Here is a 19752-nt window from a genome sequence, read left to right on the forward strand (position 1 = left end):
CGCCGGTGGCCCTTTGGCCCTTATCGGAGAAAGGACGCCGTGTTGTCAGATGACCTGGGTGAACACGCCCGGGAGGTCGAAGGTGGTGACGCGGGTGCCGTCGGGGGTGTGGCAGGCGGAGAAAGTCATCCTTCTCAGGTTCTCGAACCGTGTGAAGGCGTAACGGTCGTTGGGCACGACGCAATTGTGCATATACAGGTGTGTCAACGAGGGCGGGGCGCTCTTGAGCGTCGTGAGCCATGCGTTCACGTCATGCTGGGAGAGGAAAAGGCTGTCGAGACCGGTCATTGTCGCGAGATCCGTGAAACCCAGCCCCGTGCACGCGTCGGCGCCGACCAGGTGCAATCCCTGCACGTCGGAGAGGGTGGTCAGCGGGCTCAGATCCTTTTCCGCCGCGATCTTGGAGAGGCTGAGGACTTCCAGTTCGGGAAGCAGACGCAGGGTGTTCAGGTCCCATTCCTCCGGGAGGGGAAGTGCCAGCCCGTTCAGTTCCGTGAGGTCCGCGAGCGCCGATGCTCCTCTTATCGGCCCGTTGCCGAACAGCAGGAGTTGCTTCAGACCGCGATGGCCCCGCAGTGAGGTCAGGTCGGCCCCCTGCAGAAGAGATCCCGCCCACAGCCATTCGAGGGGAGGGAAATCGGCGAGAAACCCGAGTTCCCGTACGGGATGAGGTATGTCAACGCGTGTCAGCGAACGCAACCGGCTTGCCGCGTGGATCTGGCCGGAATGATTGAGCGATACCGTGCGTTCCGTCAGCGGAAGCCGGGACAGAACGTTGTCCACGTAGGTATCCGCGTCGAAGTAGTCCCATGCGTGGATGAGTTCATCGACGACTCCGTCGCGCTCATCTCCGACGTACCCCGCCAACCGCTCCAGGCACTCCTCACCCCCGATCAGCGCCACGGTCCGTACCGTCTGCGCCGCGGCCTTCTCGGTCAGCTGGCCCAGGGACCGCGGCAACCAGCGCAGCAGGCCGGCCCCCACCGCCGCCAGCGCCGGCGGGTCCGTCTTCCGTCTTGCCGGGAGCAGCTTGGTCACGGCCTGGTCCAGGCGGTCCGCGAGGTCGTCCGATACGGAGGGCAGGGTCTCCTGGCAGGCCGCGGCCAGGAGTCGGAGCGTGCGGGCGTGGCGGGGTTCGTCCTCGGCTCGGTCGAGGATGCCGCCGAGGAGTTCCTCCCGTTGGCGGGTGGTGGCGTGGCCCGCCACCATGATGATGGTCTCTCGCCACAGGTCCAGGTGTGCTCGGCCGACCAGGTTGCCGATGCGGTCCTCCTCCGTGGCCTCCTTGGCGGCGAGGTATTCCTGGAAGGTGCGGTGCACGAAGTCCATGCGGCCCTGGGCGGGGGAGCGGAGGATTCCGGAGCGGTGCCGCAGCTGCTCCAGGACCTGGTTGCCGTCCAGGATGTCCAGGTGGCGCAAGGCCCTCAGCTTGGCCGCGACGTACTCGGCGGCCCTTTCCAGGTCGATCTCGCTGCGGTTGTTGTCCGACAGCCGCCAGGCGAGGTCTCTCAGGATGACGAGCTTGTCGCTGAGGCTGAGCTTGCTGTCCACCGCGCTCGGTACGTTGCGGTCGGCGTCCCGGTCGTGGACGAGTGTGTGCAGGGCGTTGCGGTACAACTCCATGCGGTCGCGGGGGAGTTGGCGGCCCCTGTTCAGATGCATCGCGCACAGCATGGCCGCCAGCAGTGGTGTGCCCGCCAGGGATTGGAGGTGGGCGCGGTCCTTGAGGCTGGTGAGCAGGGACTGCTCGTACTGGGGGAGTTCGTCCACGGAGCAGGGGAGTTCGCCGCCCAGTTCCCTCACGGCCTGGTGCCACTGGCGGACGAATGCCGCCAGGTCCGGTGGGGTCATGCGGTCCAGGTGGAGGGCGGTGAAGTCCTCGCGGTGCAGCCAGTCCGCGCCGGCCGCCGCTGGGCGTGAGGTGACGATCACCCGTACGCCGTCGTACTGGCCCAGCAGCTTGCGCAGCCAGTCACGTACCGCTCGGCGCTCCCGGTCGAGCAGTTCGTCCACGCCGTCGATCAGAAGCAGTGCCTTGCCGCCGTCGAGCTGGCGCTCCACCCACCCTCTGGGCATGATCCCGGTGATGGGTCCGGCGATTCCGTCGAGCATCGCCTCCGGGTTGGGTGGCGTGCGGTCGCTGTACTCGCGCAGCTTGACGAAGAGGGGGGTGAGTCCGTTCCAGTCGGCCAGCTCGCCCGTGAAGGCCCCGCGTGCCGCCATGACGGCCAGCCAGCGCAGCAAGGTCGTCTTGCCCGAGCCTGCCTCGCCCCGCAGGAGGACCCGGGACGCACCGCTCAACGCGGCCTCGACCCGCATCCCGGAACCCTCACCGCCGGCCTCTTCCCAGTCGCTCATGTCGGGCCTGAGCGCGGGCAGCGAGCGGGCGGCGCGCCGGCGTTTCCCGTCGTCACCGGTGGCCCGCAGGCTGACGTACGCGACGGACAGCCGTACGCGGGGCGCGGTCGCCTGATCGGACGTGCTCCGGAACAGCTCCACCTCGTCCAGGTCCCTGCTGACCAGCTCCAGGTAGGTACGGCGGAAGGCGGTGTCGTGGTCCGCGCCGTCCGGCGCGAACAGCGAGCGGTCCGGGAGGCGTTCCAGGATTCGTGCCACCTCGGTGCCCAACGTGGCCGTGCGCACCAGCAGTTCCCCCGCGGCCCGCTCCTCGAAGACCGGCAGGCTGCGCACGATGCGGACGTAGTACTCGACGCACTCGGCGAAGAGCACCTCGTAGAGCCGGGTTTCCGCCTCGTTCAGGCCGACCGGTCCGCGCACGGAACGGGTGATGTGGCGGACGAGTTCGGCCGGGCGGGCGTTCGCGGCGAGGAGCGCCTCGTCCGAGAGGTCGGCCCGCGCGAAGGTGTCGGCCACGCCGTCGATCACGGCCTGGCGACCGCCTTCCTCCAGGCGCTGGAACGCGTGCTTCAGGAACGGTTCCAGCCGGTCGAACACCGCGTTGGCGATGTGCTCGAACTGCTGCCTGACCTCGCGTTGAAGCCGTATGCCCGGCACCCGTACCCGGATCAGCTCATCCATCGGCAGCAGACGCTCCTGCTCGCGTTGCCTGCCCTTCAGCCACAGCCGGCCCGCCGCGTTCGCCACGGTCGTGCCCAGCCGTAACGCCGCCGTCTCCGCGAGCATGCGCACCCCTCCCCCGTATGAACTCCTCCATATAACCCAGGCATTGTGGCAGGGGGAGGGCGGGGTCGGAGATCCATCTGATGCGTCGAGTCCGTCGCTTCGTCAGGTCGTCGGCCGGAAGGCGAGCACTGTCACATGGCCCCCGAAGCCCAGCGAGTTGCTCAGGGCGAGGGGGATGGTCTGGGTGCGGGGTGCATCGGTGACCAGGTCGAGGGTGGGGGAGTCGGGGTCGGGGTGGTGGAAGTTGGCGGTGGGTGGGACGTGGCCGTGCTTGACGGTCAGGGCGGTGAGTGCTGCCTCGATCGCTCCGGAGGCGCCCATGGTGTGGCCGAGTACGCCCTTGGCCGAGGTCACCGAGGGCCCGGCGGGGCCGAACAGCTGGGCCAGCGCGGTCGCCTCCGTCCGGTCGTTGAGAGGTGTGCCGGTGCCGTGGGCGTTGATGTGGGCGACGTCGGACGCCGTGGCGCCGGCCGAGCGCAGGGCCTGTGCCGTCGCCAGACGCAGGCCCCGGCACTCGGGGTCGGGGGCCACCGGGTGGTGGGCGTCGGCGGCGATGCCGTAGCCGGCCAGGTGGGCCTGGACCGGTGCCCGGCGGGCCGCGGCGTCCGCGGCGCGCTCCAGGACGAGCACGCCGGCGCCCTCGCCGAGTACGAAGCCGTCCCGGTCGGCGTCGAACGGCCGGGAGGCGCGGGCGGGTGCGTCCCGGCGCCGGGAGAGGGCTTTCATCTGAGCGAACGCGGTCGCGCACAGCGGGGTGACCATGGCGTCCGTACCGCCTGCCACCGCGACGTCGCAGGTCCCGGAGGAGAGCAGGAGCGCCGCCAGGGCCACCGCGGACGCGCCCGACGCGCAGGCCGTCGAGGTGTGCAGCACCGGGCCCCTGGCGCCCAGCGCGATGGCCACCTGCCCGGCCGCCATGTTGGGGAGGAAGGCGGGGAGGGTGAGCGGGGAGACGGCCTGCGGGCCGCTGTCGGTGAACTTGCGGCACTGGTCCTCGTAGGTGCCCACGCCGCCGGCCGCCGAGCCCAGGACCACCGCGATCCGGGCGGCGTCCCGGGCAGCCGGGTCCAACTCGGCTGCGGTGACCGCCTCGTGGGCGGCGGCCAGCGCGAACTGTGTGGCGCGGTCGTGCTGCCAGGGCCGGGGGCCCGGCACCAGGTCGCGCGGGTCGAAGCCGGGGACGCGGCAGGAGAACGCGACGGGCAGGCCGGCGAGTTCCGGGTCGGGTGCTGCGGTGCCCCGGCCTGCGCAGACCCCTTCCCAGGTGGCGGCGGTGCCGGAACCGGCCGGGGTGACCAGGCCGATTCCGGTGACCGCGAGCCCCGCGCCGTCGTCGGGAGCGCTCACCGCGGTGCTCCGTCGTGTTCGGCTTCGGCGGCGGGCAGTTGGGCCGTCACGGCCCGCGCCACCTGCGCCACGGTCAGTTCGGCGGCGGAGTCGTCATCCGCCAGCGGCACGCCCCAGCGTTCCTGGAGGGTGACGTACAGCTCGACGACGGCGAGGGAGTCCAACTCCAGCCCGGCGAGGGTCATTTCGGGGCGGATTTCCTCGGCGTCCACCTCGAACTTGTCGGTGAGGACGGTCACGAGGTGGTCGTAGACAGCGGCCATGAGGGGTTCCTCCGGTGGGTGGGCCGGGTGGTGGGAGAGGTGGCGGAGTCGGCGGTGCGGGGGTGTGGCGGGTGGTCGCAGGGGCGGGCCTTGGGCCAGGTCATGGCGGCCGACGCCCAGGTCAGGCCGCCGCCGAAGGCGGTCAGAAGGGTGGGGGTGCCGGGTGGGATCCGGCGGTGGGCCGCGGTGTCGGCGAGGGCCAACGGGACGGAAGCGGCGGCGGTGTTGCCGACGTCGCGGAGATTGCCGTAGCGGTGCCGTGGCGGGATCCCGACCCGGTCGGCGACCGAGTCGAGGATGCGCTGGTTGGCCTGGTGGCCGATGAACGCCCCGACCGAGGACGGTGGCCAGCCGGCCTTCGCCAGCACGGCGCGCGAGGACTCGGTCATCCGGCGCACCGCCTGCCCGTAGACCTCTCTCCCGCGCATCCGGAAGCAGTGCTCCTCGCGGCTCATCCGGTGCGCCGGATCGGGCTGCCGCGCGCCGCCCGCGGTGATCGCGATGAGGTCGGCGCCGGTGCCGTCGGCGCCCCAGTCGGTACCGGCGAGCGCGCCGGGCTCGGCACGGTCACCGGCCCGCAGCAGCGCCGCGCCGGCGCCGTCCCCGAAGATCACCGCGGTGTCCCGGTCCAACGGGTCGACGATCCGGGAGTAGGTATCGGCGCCGATCACCAGCGGCCGGGCGCAGACCCCGGTGCGGACCAGGGCGGTGGCCACGACCAGGCCGTAGAGGAAGCCGGAGCAGACCGCGGCCAGATCGAAGGCGGGCACGGTGCCGAGGCCCAGCCGGTCGGCGACCTCGGGTGCGGTCGCCGGGCAGCGCCGGTCGGGGGTGGTGGTGGCGACCAGCACCAGGTCCGCGCGGTCCGCGGCGGACTCCTGCGCGGCCCGTCCTGCGGCCACCGCGAGATCGCCGGTGCTGATGTCGTCATCGGCCGCCCGGCGCCTGGCTATTCCGGTACGGGAACGGATCCACGCGTCGCTGGTGTCCAGGACACCGCGGCGCCGCACGTCGTCGTTGGTCAGTACCCGCGGCGGCAGGCAACTTCCCAGGCCGACGATCACGGCTGTGGGGATCACCTTGGTCATGAAGGACGCTCCTCGGTGCGCGGGACGGTCAGGCGGGGAACGGGGAGGGCGGCTTGGCGATACCGGCCAGGCCGCCGTCGGGGACGGAGACCCCGCCGTCGAGCACCAGCGCCTGCCCGGTCAGGTAGGACGCGGCCGGCGAGGCGAGGAACAGCGCGGCGTGGGCGACTTCGTCCGGCTCCGCCCAGCGGCCCAGCGGAACGTGCGCGGTCAGCCAGTCCGACAGCGGTGCCTGGGAGTGGGCGAAGGACGTCATGTCCGTCCGGGTCCAGCCGGGGCACAGGGCGTTGACCCGGATGCCCTGGCGCGCCCAGCCCACCGCCAGGCTGCGGGCCAGCGCGATCTGCGCCGCTTTGGAGGCGCCGTACGCCTCCATCCGCGGGGCGCCGACCACGCCCGCCAGCGAGGACGTCAGCACCACACTGGCCCGCGAGGAGCCGACGAGGTGGGCGTGGGCCCGCCGGCACAGTGCCGCGGTGGCGTTGAGGTTGACCGCCAGCACGTGGTCCCAGTCGGCCTGGTCGGACTCCTGGAGCGGCACCAGGGTGGGGGTGCCGTCCTCCTGGGCGGGCAGCACACCGGCGTTGTGGACCACGACGTCGAGGCCGCCGAGCGCGGTCGCCGCCTCGTCCACCACCGTCTCGGCGGCGCTCGACGCGGCGAGGTCACCGGGGACGAGCACCGCGGGGCGCCCCTCGTCCTCCACCAGCGCGGCGGTCTCCTTGAGCGCGCCCCGGCTGCGCGCGGACAGCGCCAGGTCGGCCCCGGCACGGGCGAGCGCCAGCGCGGTGGCCCTGCCGATGCCCCGGGACGCGCCGGTGACCAGGGCGCGGGCACCGTCCAACCGGAACGGGTCACGGTTCGTCGTCATGCGGAACTCCTTTGCGTACGGGTGTGGGGAGGGGTGCTCACGCGCGGGTGTGCAGCGGCGCGACGCGGATGGCGGACGCACCGGTCCAGGTCAGCAGAGCGCTGCCCCAGGTCACCCCGGCGCCGAAGACGGCCAGCAGGATCCGGCCGCCGCGCGGCAGCTGTCCGGCGCAGGCGGCCCTGGCCAGGGCGTACGGGGCGCTGGCGGCACCGATGTTGCCGACCTCGTCGCCGACGATGACCAGCCGCCCGTCCGGGATGCCGATGCGCTCGCCCAGGCCGCGCAGCAGGGCGGGGTTGGGCTGATGGGTGATGAACGCGTCGATGTCGGCCAGGCGCAGGTCGTTGCGGTTCAAGGTCTCGCGCACCAGCCGGGGGAAGACGTCGGCGATGAAGTCCCGCACCGCGCGGCCGTCCATGTGGATGTGGTGCCCGCGTGCGTCGAGGGTGGCGGGTCCTGCCGGGGCGCGGCTGCCGCCGGCGGGGATCAGCACGTGATGCGCGCCGGTGCCGTCCGAGCCGAGGTGGAAGTCGCTGAAGCCGGCGCCGTCCGGTACGGGCCCCAGCACCGTGGCGGCTGCGCCGTCCGCGAAGAGCACCGCCGTGGCCCGGTCGGTGGGGTCGAGGAACTTCGAGAACACGTCCACGCCGACCACCGCCGCGTAGCGGGCGCCGCGGCTGCCGCGCAGCCAGTCGTGCGCCACCTTGGCGGCGAACAGCCAGCCGGCGCAGGCCGCGTCGACGTCGAGGGCGACCGCGTTGCGGGCCCCGGTCAGCGCCTGGACGCGGCAGGCGGTGGAGGGCACCAGCTCATCGGGGGTGGAGGTGGCGGCGATCAGCACGTCGAGCTGGTCGATGTCGATGCCGGCGGCGGCCACCGCGGCGCGGACCGCGTCCGCCGCCAGGTCGGACGCGGCCTGGTCGGGGGCGGCGATGTGCCGGGTGCGGATCCCGGTGCGCTGAGTGATCCATTCCGGGGTGACGTCGACCGTGGCGGCGACGTCCTCGTTGCTGCGGGTGCCGTGCGGCAGGTAGCTGCCGGTGCCCAGGACGCCGATGCGCGGGACGGGGGAGGGGCGGGAACTCATGACGGCCTTTCCGGTCACCGGTCGAGATGGGTGTACAGGGCGGCGGCATAGTCGTCGGCGCCCAACGGCGCCGGGACGACGTCCTGCGGTGCACCCATCGCCTCCCACAGCAGCGGAAGATGGGGCAGCAGCTGGTCGCAGAGGCCGTCGATCACCTCGGGAAGGGCGCGGACGGCGGCCGGCGCGAGGGTGCCCGTCGCCAGCAGCCCGCCGGCCGACCGGCGCGCCTCCACGGCGCCGTACAGCGCCGCCAACGTCTCGACGACGAAGCGGAGTTCGGGATCGCGGACGGATGCGACGGTGGCGGCCACCGTGTCCGCGACCAGCCGGGTGCCGTACGCCTCGCCGAGTTCCTGGGCCGCGGCCAGCAGCGGGTTCCACAGCCCAAGGCCCGTCCGGCCGGCCTGGGAGCGCTGCCGGACGGTCCGGGTGCGCTGTCGGACGGTCCGGTGCAGGTCGCTCTGCAACCGCGCCTCCTGGGCGCGGGCGACCGCGGGCCACCACCCGGAACGGTCCGCGGGCACGTCGGGCAGCGGCCCGGCCGGCTGTCCCCCGTCCTTCTCCTGGGCGAGTGTCCGCCCGGCGTCCATCAGGATCAACTGGCTGTCGCCGCCCGCGGTTTCGAAGACGTGGGTGCAACGACGGTAGCCGTCGAGCCCGTTGGGGCCGAGGAAACCGGCGAGCCCGCAGCGGTGCTGGCACTCACCGGCCACCCGGACGGCGCCGCGTACCGTGACCGCCTTGAGAACCGCCAGCGGCCGGTCCACCGCGGTCCACGGCGAGAAGGTCATCCCCTCGGCGCGCGGCCCGGAGGCGCCGTGGCCGTCGGCGGCACACCGGCGGGCCCACAGGCCCTGCGCGCTCCGCCCGGCGCAGGTCAGCGCGAACGACTCGGCCAGCGCCCCGAGCAGGGCGTGCTGCTGGTTGCGCAGGTCCAGCAGGCGGGCGCCTGGCGCCAGTCGGCCGTGCGCCCGGCGGTGTGCGGAGAAGCGCAGCGCCTGCACGGAACACTGGCGGGCCACGGCGGCGACCGCAGACGGAAGCGTCGCCCACAGGGCCTGGCCGACGGACAGGGTCCGCGCCAGCCGGGCGTCCGGACCACCCAGCGGATCGTGGAAGGCGTCGTCCGCGTCGATGCGCGCCCCGTCGCGCAGCCACTGCCGGTACGGCACCCGGACACCGTCGAACCGCACCAGCGCGTAATCCAGCGGCAGCGACGGCGCCTCGACGGTGGGGGAGACCGTCACACCGGGCAGCGGGCCCGCGTCGTCGGTGAGTTCCACCACGAACGAGAACACCCCGCGGTCGCTCCCGCCGACCTGGAGGCGGGCGCACACCACGGCCGTCTGCGGCACGCCCGACCCTCCGACACCGGAGAACTTCGCCGCGCCCGCCGACGGCGTGCTGAGCACGAACTCCCCGGTGGCCGGGTCGAACCGGGCGGTGGTCCGGATGCCGAGCTGGCTGCTGGCTTCCCCGATCTCGGTCAGCAGGAACAGGCCCTTGGTGCGGCCGGTGGCCAGGGCACGCCACGGTGCGCCGATCCCCGCCGGGTCGTCGGTCAGGGCCACGATGGACCTCAGGCACAGGACGTAGTGGTTGATGACGGCCATGTAGAGGGGCGGCTCGACGAGCGCCGCGCACTCGCTGAGCACCGCCAGTTGCTCCGGGTCGCGCAGCAGCTCGGCCACCGGCGGCAGGTTGCCGGCGAGCAGCCGCAGCCGCCGGTGCACGTGGCGGGCGCGGTCATCGGCGGCGTCGGCCGACGGTGTGCGGTCGGTGGCCAGGGCGGTCAGCAGACGGTCGCGCAGGGCGGTGCCGGCGGGGGAACCGCCGATGAGGTCGGTCAGTTCACCGGGCGGTGCGGTACGGGTGGTCATCGTGGTGGCTCCAAAGTGCGGTGGGCGAGTGGTGGTTGGCCGGTCCCGATCCGGGCGGCGGCCAGGGGAAGGCGGGCTCGGCGAGCGGCGCGTGGGCGGTGGCCGCGCCGGGCGGCAGGATGTGCCGGATGTTGCGGGTCAGCGCCCGGCCGGTGCCCGCCTCGACGAACACGGCGCGGCCGACGGCTGCCTGACGGAGCACCGGCGGCATCCGCACGGGGTGGACCAGGCAGTCGGCCAGCCTCCGGTGGACGTCGTCCCCGGGGCCGTAGGGGCCGCCGCGGACCGCGGAGAGGACCGGCAGCCGGGCCTGATGTGCGGTGAGCGGCCCGATCGCGGCGGCGAAGGCGTCCGCGGGCCCGGTCAGCGAGGGGTGGTGGGAGGAGAACGGCAGCCGCAGCCGTGACGCCGTGACGCCGCGCCGCTCCGTTAGCTCCTCCAGTGCCCGCAGGTCCGGCAGCGGACCGCTGACGACGGTCTCCTTGGGGCCGTTCACGCACGCCACCGCCAGATCCGCGCGACAGGAGGCGCGCAGCAGCTCCCGCGCCGCGTCCTCCCCGGCGCCGAGCACCGTCATCCCCCCTTCGCAGCGGGCGAGTTGACGTGCCAGCAGGCATGCGATCCGGGCGCCTTCGGTGAGCGTGCAGACCCCGGCCGCGGTGAGGGCGGCGATCTCCCCGAAGCTCACCCCGAGCACCTGGTCGGGGCCGAACCCGGCGGAGCACAGGGCGCGGTGCACCGCCATCGATGAGCAGTACAGGGCCAGTTGCGGCGTCCCGAGCGGTCCGGCCGCCAGCGTCCTTCCACTGGGCGGATCCTCGCCCAGCAATTCCTTCGCCAGGGGCGGGATGCCGAATGCGGCGCCCACCTCCTCGGTTTCTTCGAATACCTCGCGCACGCCATTTCGTACGCCGGGATGTTCCCGAAGTGCCCGCACCAACGGGCTTATCGCGAAATCCCCCTGCCCGGGAAAGACATGGACGATCTGCGGCGGTGCAAGGTCGTCATTCACAGGGGTGACCACGGTTCGGCCACGCATTTCTCCACCCCGTTTCCGGTGGTTTCCGGTCGATGTCGTGCCATTCAACATCGGCCACCGGTGTCCTGCCCGTGGATTCACGAACGGGACTGTTGAAGGGGGTGAAACCGCAGACCGCGGACCCGTATCAGGAGGGCCCGGCAGGTGACACCACGGGGAATGCCCGCTGCAACACCGCGTTCGCCGCCTGGAGTTTACGGAACGGCGTCAGGAGTTGCCGCATACGGCCCGCTGCCTGATCCGCCGAGCCCGAGCGCAGCTGGGCGTGGTGATCGAGAAAGGAATTCCAGGCGGCACAGGCTTCTTCCACGTGCCCGAGCCCGACGAGGATTTCCGCGAGCTGGGCGTGGCTGAGCGCCATTCCCCGGTGGTCGGCCCCCGGCCGGCGCGCCAGGGAGTTGGTCAGCGCGGTGCGCGCGGCCGACAGGTCGCCGGTGTACCGGAGCACCTCCGACCGCTGGAATTCCAGGGAACCGGACGAGTACGTGGTGAAGGGCTCCGCCGTGCCGGCGCCGGCGCCCTTGGCCAGTGCGTCCTCGGCGCCGGCCATCGACACACGCGCCGACCGGTGCCGTCCGCAGGCCGCCTGCGCCACCGCGAGCTGGGACAGCAGAAACGCCCTGGCCGGGCCATCGGGCGCCCTGCGGGTTGCGGCAGCCGCCGCCTCGGCCGCGTGCAGCGCGCTCTGCCGGTGCCCCAGCGCGAGCCCCTGGGCGCTCAGCCCGCGCAGCACGACGGCACGGGCCATCGCGTCCCCGGACTCGTCCGCGAGCCGCAGCGCGGTGCCGAAGTGCTGCTGCGCGAGCCCGTGGACGGCGGTGTCCTGGTGCATCCGCGCCAGCAGGAACGACAGCCGGGACGCCTCCACCAGCAGCCCGCGGTGCGGTGCGCCGTCGTCCTGCTCGCGCAGCAACGGCGCGATGTCATCCGCGAGATACGCGGCCAGTGCGGTGCGTGCCCGGTGCCCGCCGTGCGCGTCGAAGGAGGCGGAGAAGAACCGCACCGCGAGCCGGACGGCACCGAGTTCGTCGTCGGCTTCGCGGGCGGCATGCGGCGTCCCCGGCGCCTGCACCGGCGCCGTGGCCCTGGCCAACTGCGCCAACTCCGCCTCCCGGTACGGCAGGAGCCGGGTGGCGGCCCGGCGCGCCGGATCGTTCTCCATGCCGCACAGCTCGGTGAGCACGGTCCCTATCGGCGTGTTGAACCCGGGAAGCCGGCCGGCCGCAGGGCCGGCGGCCTCACCGTCGAGCCCGGTGGCGGCCGGGGAGACCGCGCGGCCCAGGCGGCGGGTGAACGCCTCGGCTATCAGATCCGGCACCGGGGGCACCGGCTGCGTCCCGCTGAGCCAGTGGGCGACGGCCGTGCGGTCGTAATTCAGGTCGAGATCGATTTCCGCGGCGAGGGCATTGACCGCACGCGCCAGCGCGGCCTGCGGCCAGCGGGCCTCGGAGAGCAGGGCTCGCAACTTCTCGTTCCGGCGACGGGAAGGCGCCACTTACGGCTCCCGCCACCGAGTCGCGGATTCCGGCCCGGTGATCAGGCCCGCGGCATTCGACGTGATGTCCTCTGCCGCACGGAGAGCGACGGGAGGAGAGGCGAAACGGGAGAAACTGACGTGACAAAGGAAGCTCATGGAGAGTGTCGTCCATTACTGGGAATGCCGTCGCTGCTGGGTCCTGTTGGATGTGTGCCCGCCTTCACCGCTTCGTGACGGTGCCTGCGAATTCCTCCGATGCGGCCTTGCGGTGGCCGAGAGGCGCCCTTGCGAACCGTTCATCCATAGACAAGGGCCGTGCACCAAAGGAACCATGAATCGAGCCTGGGTGGAACATCTGATCGCAGCGGGAAGCGTGAAAGTGTTGAAAGTCGCTGCCGTGACACCAAGTGCTCACTGAGGTTATCCGGCCTGACCAGTGAGCGAGGAAGACAGCCCATGACGCCTCCGCGCCACCCCAACCGTATGCCGGCGGCCCCATGGGCAGCGGCCGACCGGACCGCCACCGACGCCTCCCGGGCCGGCAACGCCCCGGGCGCCGAGCCGCCCGCCCCCGACCCCTCGGCGTTGAGCGCCGCACTGCGCGGCGGCGACCCGGCCCACCGCCTGGCAGCCCTCTGCCACGCCGACGCCGACCCCGCCCGACGCGCAGCCCTCGCGCGAGCCGTACGCGCCACCCCACCACCGACGTTCACCAGCTGGGACGCCCGGCCCCCGGAACACACCCCGGCCGACCCGCGCACTCCCCGGGCGCCCGCCGGCACCCCGGCCCGCCTGGAGGCGATGGCGATCCGCACCGCCCTCATGGGGGAGCGGCACGGCGGCGCCCACGACCGTTCGGCGCTGGCCGGTATTCTCGCCAGGGACGTGGCGCCGCTGCTGATCGCGCCGGCCCACCCCACGGACCGCCGCTCCCTGCTCACCTGCGCCGCCCAGCTCACACTCCTGCTCGCAGGACGTACCGACGAGACCGGTCACCCGGCGCTCGCCCGGCACTACTACGACATCGCCCTCGGCCTGGCACACGCCGCCGGAGAGACCGCCTCCTACACGATCATCCTGCGCTGCCTGAGCGTGCAGACACACCAACTGGGCGACCACCACCGGGCCGTGGCCCTGAGCGAGGAGGCCGTCGACCTCGCCGGAGCCGCAGTGCCCCACGCCGTCCGCGCCTTCCTCCACGCCGGGCGCGCGGTCGTACGGGCCGGCGCAGGCCAACGCCGCGAGGCAGCCGCTGACCTGCTCACCGCCGAGCAGCACCTGACGCGCGCCCACGGCCCCGAAGGCCCCTTCACCAGCTATCCGGAGACCGCCCTGCGCTACCAACGGGCCGAGATGCTCTCGCACCTGGGTGAGCACAAGTCGGCCCTGGTCGAGCTGGAGAACTCCCTGGCCTGCCGCCCCGCCGACCACCACAAGGCCCGCGCCCTGCTGCACGCCCGCCTCGCGCACACCCTGCTCGCCCTGCACGAGATCGACGGGGCGGTGGACCACTCCTTCCAGGCCCTGCGCCACCACCGGCAGTTGGCCACCGGCTCCGCCCACGGCATGCTGCCCCGCCTCGCCCGCCGTTTCCAGCCCTACCAAAGCAACCCGCACGTCAGGAACTTCCGGGAGTCTCTGCGGGCGACCGCCCGGTGAGCCCGGAGCCGACCGGCTCCTTCCTCCAGGAGCCGTCGCCCCGCACGGTCGCCGAGCGGCACTCCTCCCCGCTGCCTTCCACCGGCGCCGCGGGAAAGCCACCCAGCAGCACCATCGCCATGTCTACGGGATCGGTCATAAAGGAATAAGTCGGTCAGACGGTTCAGCTTTGCCTCTGGGCGCGCCCCGCCCACCACACTCTTCACCCATAAGCACGAAGCCGCCTGCCCGGCCACCCTCTTCCAGCCCCCACAGGCCACGAAGGGCACGGCCCACACACGCACGGAACGGCCCACACGCGCACGGGACCGCCGGTCTCACCCATAACCGGAACGATCACTGACGACTTCTGGCGTTTTCTTACGCCATCCATCGATGCACGCTACTTTCCTCTGCGAGGTGCTCCATACCGGAGGCATCGAGAAAAAGGGGGAAATAAGTATGCGCAAGATCGCGATATCCGCCGCAGGTCTGTCCCTCGCCGTGGGGCTCGGACTCGCCGTGGCGCCCAGCGCTGCCGCGGCGACGCCCTGCCCGTCCGGAGCGGTCTGCATCCGTGAGACGAACGGCACCATCCTGAGCAAGAACATCTTCTACAGCTACGGCGCCCACAACCTGTCGAACGTCACCGGCATGCGCGTGGTGGTCAACAACCAGACCGGCGGCGCGGGTGTCAAGCTCTGCCTGGGGTACAACGGCACCGGAACGTGCGGCGCCCTGGTCCGTGACGTGGGTGAGTACGGGCCGGGCGACATGACGCCGGTCAACTCCGTGGTCCTCGTGAGGTGATCAGCACCTGTCGTCAGGGGCTCCATCGTCGCTGGAGGCAGAGCGATCGTCCCAAGCGCGGTCGTCCAGGGTGATGGTGACCGGCCGGCCGTGCGGGGAGAGGCCGGTCAGGCTGGACCGGATCCGTTCGTAGAGGGTGGCGGCCAGCTCCTGGTCGCCGTCGCCGTCGCCGGCCGTGTGACCGACGGAGTGCAGGCTGATCAGCAGGGCGATCAGGGAGCGTCCGGACACGGCGGCCCGGATCCGCTCCTGCCCCTCGCCGGCGACCTGCGGCGGCACCCGGAAATGCGGGTGCCGCCCCGCGTGCGCGGTGAGGAACTCCCAGACGTCGCGGTGGCACAGCAGGTCGACGGACGAGACCCGGGCCGCCTGCCTCAGCAGCTCGCTGTGCTCCGTACTCACCTCGACGGCCACCGTCCCGCCGTCGGCGGGCCGCAACTGCTCCAGTCCGGCCCGCAGCGCGACCACCTCATCGCGCAGAGCGGCGAACTCGGCGCCCGTCTCCCTGCGGACCACGTCCAGCTGTTCACGCAGCTCCCCGGCCACCTGGCGCAGCTGCGCCTGCACGTCATCGCGGACAGCGGCAGCCGCTTCACCCTGCGCATCCGTCTTCTCCGTCAGGAGGAAGCGGAGCGAGGAGAGTTCTTCGGCGACGGCGTCGCGGACGGTCTGCCGGATCAAGTCCACCGACGGCACGGGGGCCTCCGGGGACGTGCCGTCGCCGCCGTCGCGCTGTGCCGGGATCGTGGCGCCGACAGATTCCGCCGGACGGCCGTCGCGTTCGGCGGCGGTGGCCAACGGGGCGGTCTCCGGCGAGGTGTTGAGGCCGGAGGCGGGCCCTGGCGCATCGTGGCCGGCGGGCCGGTACGGGGGCGCCGGATCCGGAGTACCGGCGGTGGCGAGCGGTGTCCGAGCGGCCGGGGCGATGTTCCCGACGACCTGCCGGAGGTCGCGCATCTCGGCCTGTAGCTGGGAGACGGCCTGGCGGACTTCCGAGTTCAGCAGGTCGGCGCCGGTCGACAGCCGCTCCCTCGCCTCACGGAGGTTGTCGCGCATCCGGCCGAGTTCGTCGACCACGATCCTGGCCGTGTCCTGCTGGGCACGCTGCCCGCTCGCCTCCAGCTTCTCGACGCCCTTGTCGAGAGCGTCCCGGAGTTCCTTGCCCGTGTGCATGACGTCGGCGTGCAGCATCGTCAGTGCGTTGGCGAAGTCCGGGTTCGTACCCCGTGGCATCTGGCCCCCTGCGAGTTTCGCGATAGCGGTGAGTAGTGGTTCGCGTCCGCTGCGCATGCTGCCACCGGCGGGGCGCACGCTGCTGACTCATCGCGTCAACTCGCCCTTGAACAAAGCCATTTGGCCAACGGCGCAGCCGAAAAGGGCCGTGCGGATCGCACTCCGGGACGAGCCTGCGACGCGACTTCGGACAGCAGACGCCGACAGCTGACACAACCCATGCGGGTGGCACATCGCGCCCTGCCGGGTGTGGCGCTCCACGCCATACCGTCGCGCGCCGAACCGCCCCTACGGTGCGGGGTACCGGGCAGCTCCCGCTGATCCATGCCAGGGGAGCACCGCCCGGGTGCCCTCCCCACATGACGCCGAAGGAGCTGCCATGCAGTCACCGCCCGTCCACCCGCTGCCGCGTCTCGCGGGGCGCACCTGGCGTGGCTTGCTGTCCCGCTTCGTGGCCGTCGCCGCTCTCGTCCTGGCAGGGGCCGTGGTCGGCCCGGCGCAGGCCGCCCACGCTTCGGCCGGTCTGACGCAGGTCACCGACTTCGGTGACAATCCGGGCCGGTTGACCATGTACGTGTACCGGCCCGAGTCTCTGCCCGCGAAGCCGGCGGTGGTGTTCGCGCTGCACGGGTGCACTCAGGACGCCCGGACCTACGCCGACAACTCCGGCCTGCCCCAACTCGCCGACCGCGACGGCTTCTTGCTCGTGTTCGCGGAAACCACGTCCGCGAACAACATGAACAAGTGCTTCAACTGGTTCCAGCCCGGCGACAACCGCAGAGGCCAGGGCGAAGCCGCCTCGATCAAGCAGATGGCCGCGCACACCGCCGCCGCCTACGGTACGGACGCACAGCGGACCTACGTCACCGGACTGTCCGCAGGAGGTGGCATGACGTCGGTGATGCTCGCCGCGTATCCGGACGTCTTTCACGCGGGTGCCGTCATCGCCGGTCTGCCTTACGGCTGCGCCGACGACGTCATCAACGCTTACACGTGCATGAACCCCGGGATCGACCGCACTCCGGAGCAGTGGGCCCGGAGCGTCAGGGACGCGTTTCCCTCCTGGACGGGCGCCCGGCCGCGCGTGGCCATCTGGCACGGCGACAAGGACACCACGGTCGCACCGCGCAACGCGGACGAATTGCGTGACCAGTGGACGGCCGTGCACGGCATCTCCCAGACGCCGAGCCGCACTTCGGAAATCGGCCCGGACGCCACCCGGCACGAGGAGTACCTGGCTGCGGACGGCTCGGTGGCCGTCGAGGTGAACCGCGTTCCGGGCATCGGCCACGGCACCCCGGTCGACCCGGGCAGCGGCGGCGAGCAGTGCGGCAGCACGGGTGCCGCCTATTTCCTGGATTCGATCTGCTCCAGCTACTGGATCACGCGCTTCTTCGGCCTGGGGGGATCCGGCGCGACCGGGCGCTGAGCACCAGGTCAGGCAGGGCGTCGCCGTACACCACCGGCATCGGTCCGTGCCGGCCGACCGCGGTCACCACCCCGCCCATGGACCGTCCCGGCCTCCCGCCCCCATAGCCGCATTCGCCACAGGTCCAACGCTCTTTGTGGCGGTCGCAGACATAGGTGTGGCAAGGCGGCGTCCCTAATGTTTCCGGCCATGACGAGCAGGAATCCTTCTCTTCCCCGTCGTGCCTCTCGGGAGGCAGGCGTGGATCTGACGTCCCGGTCCGCCTTGGTCACCGGCGGCGGCAGCGGCATCGGCAAGGCGTGCGCCGTGGCGCTGGCAGCGGTCGGCGCCACCGTGCACGTCGTGGACCGGGACGCCGCGGCGGCCAGGGCGGTCGCGGCCGGCATCGGGGCCGAAGCGCACGTCGTCGACCTGGCCGACCAGGCTGCGATCGAATCCCTGCCGACCGGAGTCGACATCCTGATCAACAACGCCGGACTCCAGCACGTCGCGCCGCTGACGGACTTCCCGCCCGAGCGGTTCGCCCTCATCCAGCAGGTGATGGTCACGGCACCGTTCCTGTTGATGCGCCGCAGCCTGCCGCACATGTACACGCAGGGCTGGGGACGGGTGATCAACGTCTCCAGCGTCCACGGACTGCGGGCCAGCGCTTACAAGGCGGCGTACGTCACCGCCAAACACGCCCTGGAAGGGCTGAGCAAGGTGGCCGCTATCGAAGGCGCCCCGTACGGGGTGACCAGCAACTGCATCAACCCCGGCTATGTCCGCACCCCCCTGGTCGAGCACCAGATCCGCGACCAGGCCGCCGCACACGGAATCAGCCCGGCAGACGTACTGCGCGACGTACTGCTGACCCGCTCGCCCATCAAGCGCCTGCTGGAGGCGGACGAGGTCGCCGCCGCCGCGCTGTGGCTGTGCACGGATCACAGCGGCTACATCACCGGTGCCTCGCTGCCCATCGACGGCGGCTGGGGCGCCAACTGACCTGCACCGCCCGCCACTTCACCCTTTGTCCTTGCCCGTATGCGAGAAGCCGGTGACCGAATGACCGAGACCACGTCCGCCCAGCCAGGCGCGCGCCGCTCCGGCGGCATCGCCCGGATCGTCGGCGCGAGCCTGATCGGCACCACCATCGAGTGGTACGACTTCTTCCTCTACAGCTCTGCCGCCGCGCTGGTGTTCAACGACCTCTTCTTCCCCTCCAGCGACCCGCTGGTGGGCACCATGATCGCCTTCATCACCTACGCGATCGGCTTCGCCGCCCGGCCGCTCGGCGGCGTGGTGTTCGGACACTTCGGCGACAGGATCGGCCGCAAGAGACTGCTCGTGCTCAGCCTGCTGATGATGGGTGGAGCCACCTTCGCCATGGGCCTGCTGCCCACCTACGGCACCTTCGGCGTCGGCGCCCCGATCCTGCTCACGGTGCTGCGCCTCGTCCAGGGCTTCGCTCTGGGCGGCGAGTGGGGCGGCTCCGTGCTGATCGTCTCCGAGCACGGCGGCGACAAGCACCGCGGTTTCTGGGCTTCTTGGCCACAGGCCGGCGCTCCGGGCGGCAACCTTCTCGCCACCGGTGTCCTCGCGCTGCTGGCCGCCGCGCAGTCCGATGACGCGTTCCACTCCTGGGGCTGGCGCATTCCCTTCCTGCTCTCCGGCGTCCTGGTCGTGATCGGACTGTGGATCCGTGTCTCGGTGTCCGAGTCCCCGGTCTTCCTCGCCGCACAGGCCGAGGCCGAGGCGGACGCCGCCCGAGGGATCCAGAAGAAGCCGCCGGTCGTCGAGGTCTTCCGCCGCAGCTGGCGCGAGGTGCTCGGCGCCATCGGCACCCGGTTCGGCGAGAACATCTCGTACTACATCCTCACCTCCTTCATCCTGGTCTACGTCACCAGCCACCTGGAACTGCCCAAGAGCACCGCGCTGAACGCCGTCCTGATCGGCTCGGCCGTCCACTTCGTCACCATCCCCCTGTGGGGGGCACTCTCCGACCGGCTCCGCCGCAAGCCCGTGACCATGATCGGCTCGGTCGGGATGGCCGCCTGGGCGTTCGTCTTCTTCTCCCTGGTCGACACGGAGTCGTTCGCGGTGATCACCTTGGCGGTCACCGCGGGGCTGCTGCTGCACGGCGCCATGTACGGGCCGCAGGCCGCCTTCATCTCGGAGATGTTCGACACCAAGGTCCGTTACTCGGGCGCCTCCATGGGATCGCAGCTCGCTTCGATCGTCGCCGGCGCCCTCGCGCCCGTCATCGCGGTCGAGCTCTTGAAGGATTTCGCGTCCCCGACCCCCATCGCGCTGTACCTTTGTGCCGCCGCAGTGATCACCACCGTCACCGTCGCCGTCATCAAGGAGACCCGAGGCCGCGACCTGACCCGCTCCGTCACGACGCCGCCGACGCCGCCGAGCGGGCACGAAGCACCGGTCGTCAGCACCGGCCGGGGCTGAAGGGACC

14 protein-coding genes and 1 pseudogene are annotated in these 19752 nt (G+C 71.9%); 5 read left to right on the top strand and 10 right to left on the bottom strand.

Annotated features, from left to right (window positions below; genetic code table 11):
* Positions 1-45: 45 nt before the first annotated feature.
* The 9 genes from ACIBK8_RS24855 to ACIBK8_RS24895 all read right to left on the bottom strand — a co-directional run bounded on the left by ACIBK8_RS24855 (position 46) and on the right by ACIBK8_RS24895 (position 12214).
* Positions 46-3144 (bottom strand): NACHT domain-containing protein, encoded by a 3099-nt coding sequence (locus ACIBK8_RS24855; protein WP_399044054.1) that lies wholly within the window; start codon positions 3142-3144, stop codon positions 46-48.
* A 102-nt stretch (positions 3145-3246) separates the two neighbouring features.
* Entirely contained in the window at positions 3247-4491 is a 1245-nt protein-coding gene (locus tag ACIBK8_RS24860; RefSeq protein ID WP_399044055.1) for a beta-ketoacyl-[acyl-carrier-protein] synthase family protein, read from the bottom strand.
* Positions 4488-4754: an acyl carrier protein gene (locus ACIBK8_RS24865; RefSeq protein ID WP_399044056.1), complete on the bottom strand. Its 267-nt coding sequence runs from the start codon at positions 4752-4754 to the stop codon at positions 4488-4490. Before ACIBK8_RS24865 ends, ACIBK8_RS24860 begins: the two co-directional genes overlap by 4 nt.
* The gene (locus tag ACIBK8_RS24870; RefSeq protein WP_399044057.1) at positions 4727-5842 is read right to left on the bottom strand and encodes a beta-ketoacyl-ACP synthase III; all 1116 of its coding nucleotides are present in this window, start codon (positions 5840-5842) and stop codon (positions 4727-4729) included. The genes ACIBK8_RS24865 and ACIBK8_RS24870 overlap by 28 nt, the downstream gene beginning before the upstream one ends.
* Positions 5843-5870: 28 nt before the next feature.
* Positions 5871-6713: an SDR family NAD(P)-dependent oxidoreductase gene (locus ACIBK8_RS24875; protein WP_399044058.1), complete on the bottom strand. Its 843-nt coding sequence runs from the start codon at positions 6711-6713 to the stop codon at positions 5871-5873.
* A gap of 37 nt (positions 6714-6750) precedes the next feature.
* Complete coding sequence (locus ACIBK8_RS24880; RefSeq protein ID WP_399044059.1) at positions 6751-7800, bottom strand: 3-oxoacyl-ACP synthase III family protein; 1050 nt, start codon at positions 7798-7800, stop codon at positions 6751-6753.
* Between the two features lie 14 nt (positions 7801-7814).
* Positions 7815-9680, bottom strand: a complete 1866-nt coding sequence (locus ACIBK8_RS24885) for an acyl-CoA dehydrogenase (RefSeq protein WP_399044060.1) — start codon at positions 9678-9680, stop codon at positions 7815-7817.
* Complete coding sequence (locus ACIBK8_RS24890; RefSeq protein ID WP_399044061.1) at positions 9652-10578, bottom strand: acyltransferase domain-containing protein; 927 nt, start codon at positions 10576-10578, stop codon at positions 9652-9654. Before ACIBK8_RS24890 ends, ACIBK8_RS24885 begins: the two co-directional genes overlap by 29 nt.
* 268 nt (positions 10579-10846) lie before the next feature.
* The gene (locus tag ACIBK8_RS24895; RefSeq protein WP_399044062.1) at positions 10847-12214 is read right to left on the bottom strand and encodes a hypothetical protein; all 1368 of its coding nucleotides are present in this window, start codon (positions 12212-12214) and stop codon (positions 10847-10849) included.
* A 438-nt stretch (positions 12215-12652) separates the two neighbouring features.
* On the opposite strand from ACIBK8_RS24895, the gene ACIBK8_RS24900 reads away from it, so the two are divergent.
* Together ACIBK8_RS24900 and ACIBK8_RS24905 are read left to right on the top strand one after the other, a co-directional pair.
* Entirely contained in the window at positions 12653-13855 is a 1203-nt protein-coding gene (locus tag ACIBK8_RS24900; RefSeq protein ID WP_399044063.1) for a hypothetical protein, read from the top strand.
* Positions 13856-14230: 375 nt separating this feature from the next.
* Positions 14231-14644, top strand: a complete 414-nt coding sequence (locus ACIBK8_RS24905) for a hypothetical protein (RefSeq protein ID WP_399044064.1) — start codon at positions 14231-14233, stop codon at positions 14642-14644.
* On the opposite strand, the gene ACIBK8_RS24910 is transcribed toward ACIBK8_RS24905, so the two are convergent.
* Positions 14645-15877 carry a hypothetical protein gene (locus ACIBK8_RS24910; RefSeq protein WP_399044065.1) on the bottom strand — a complete coding sequence of 411 codons (1233 nt, stop codon included), beginning with the start codon at positions 15875-15877 and terminating at the stop codon, positions 14645-14647.
* 379 nt (positions 15878-16256) lie between these two features.
* On the opposite strand from ACIBK8_RS24910, the pseudogene ACIBK8_RS24915 reads away from it, so the two are divergent.
* The 3 genes and pseudogenes from ACIBK8_RS24915 to ACIBK8_RS24925 all read left to right on the top strand — a co-directional run.
* Positions 16257-17288 (top strand): annotated as a pseudogene (locus tag ACIBK8_RS24915) (alpha/beta hydrolase family esterase); the annotation flags it as partial.
* Positions 17289-17495: 207 nt separating this feature from the next.
* Positions 17496-18290 carry a 3-hydroxybutyrate dehydrogenase gene (locus tag ACIBK8_RS24920; protein ID WP_399044066.1) on the top strand — a complete coding sequence of 265 codons (795 nt, stop codon included), beginning with the start codon at positions 17496-17498 and terminating at the stop codon, positions 18288-18290.
* Positions 18291-18350: 60 nt separating this feature from the next.
* The gene (locus ACIBK8_RS24925; RefSeq protein WP_399044067.1) at positions 18351-19745 is read left to right on the top strand and encodes an MFS transporter; all 1395 of its coding nucleotides are present in this window, start codon (positions 18351-18353) and stop codon (positions 19743-19745) included.
* Positions 19746-19752: the final 7 nt, after the last annotated feature.

This window comes from Streptomyces sp. NPDC050161, from assembly GCF_044460025.1.
In the GTDB taxonomy this organism is placed as follows: domain Bacteria; phylum Actinomycetota; class Actinomycetes; order Streptomycetales; family Streptomycetaceae; genus Streptomyces.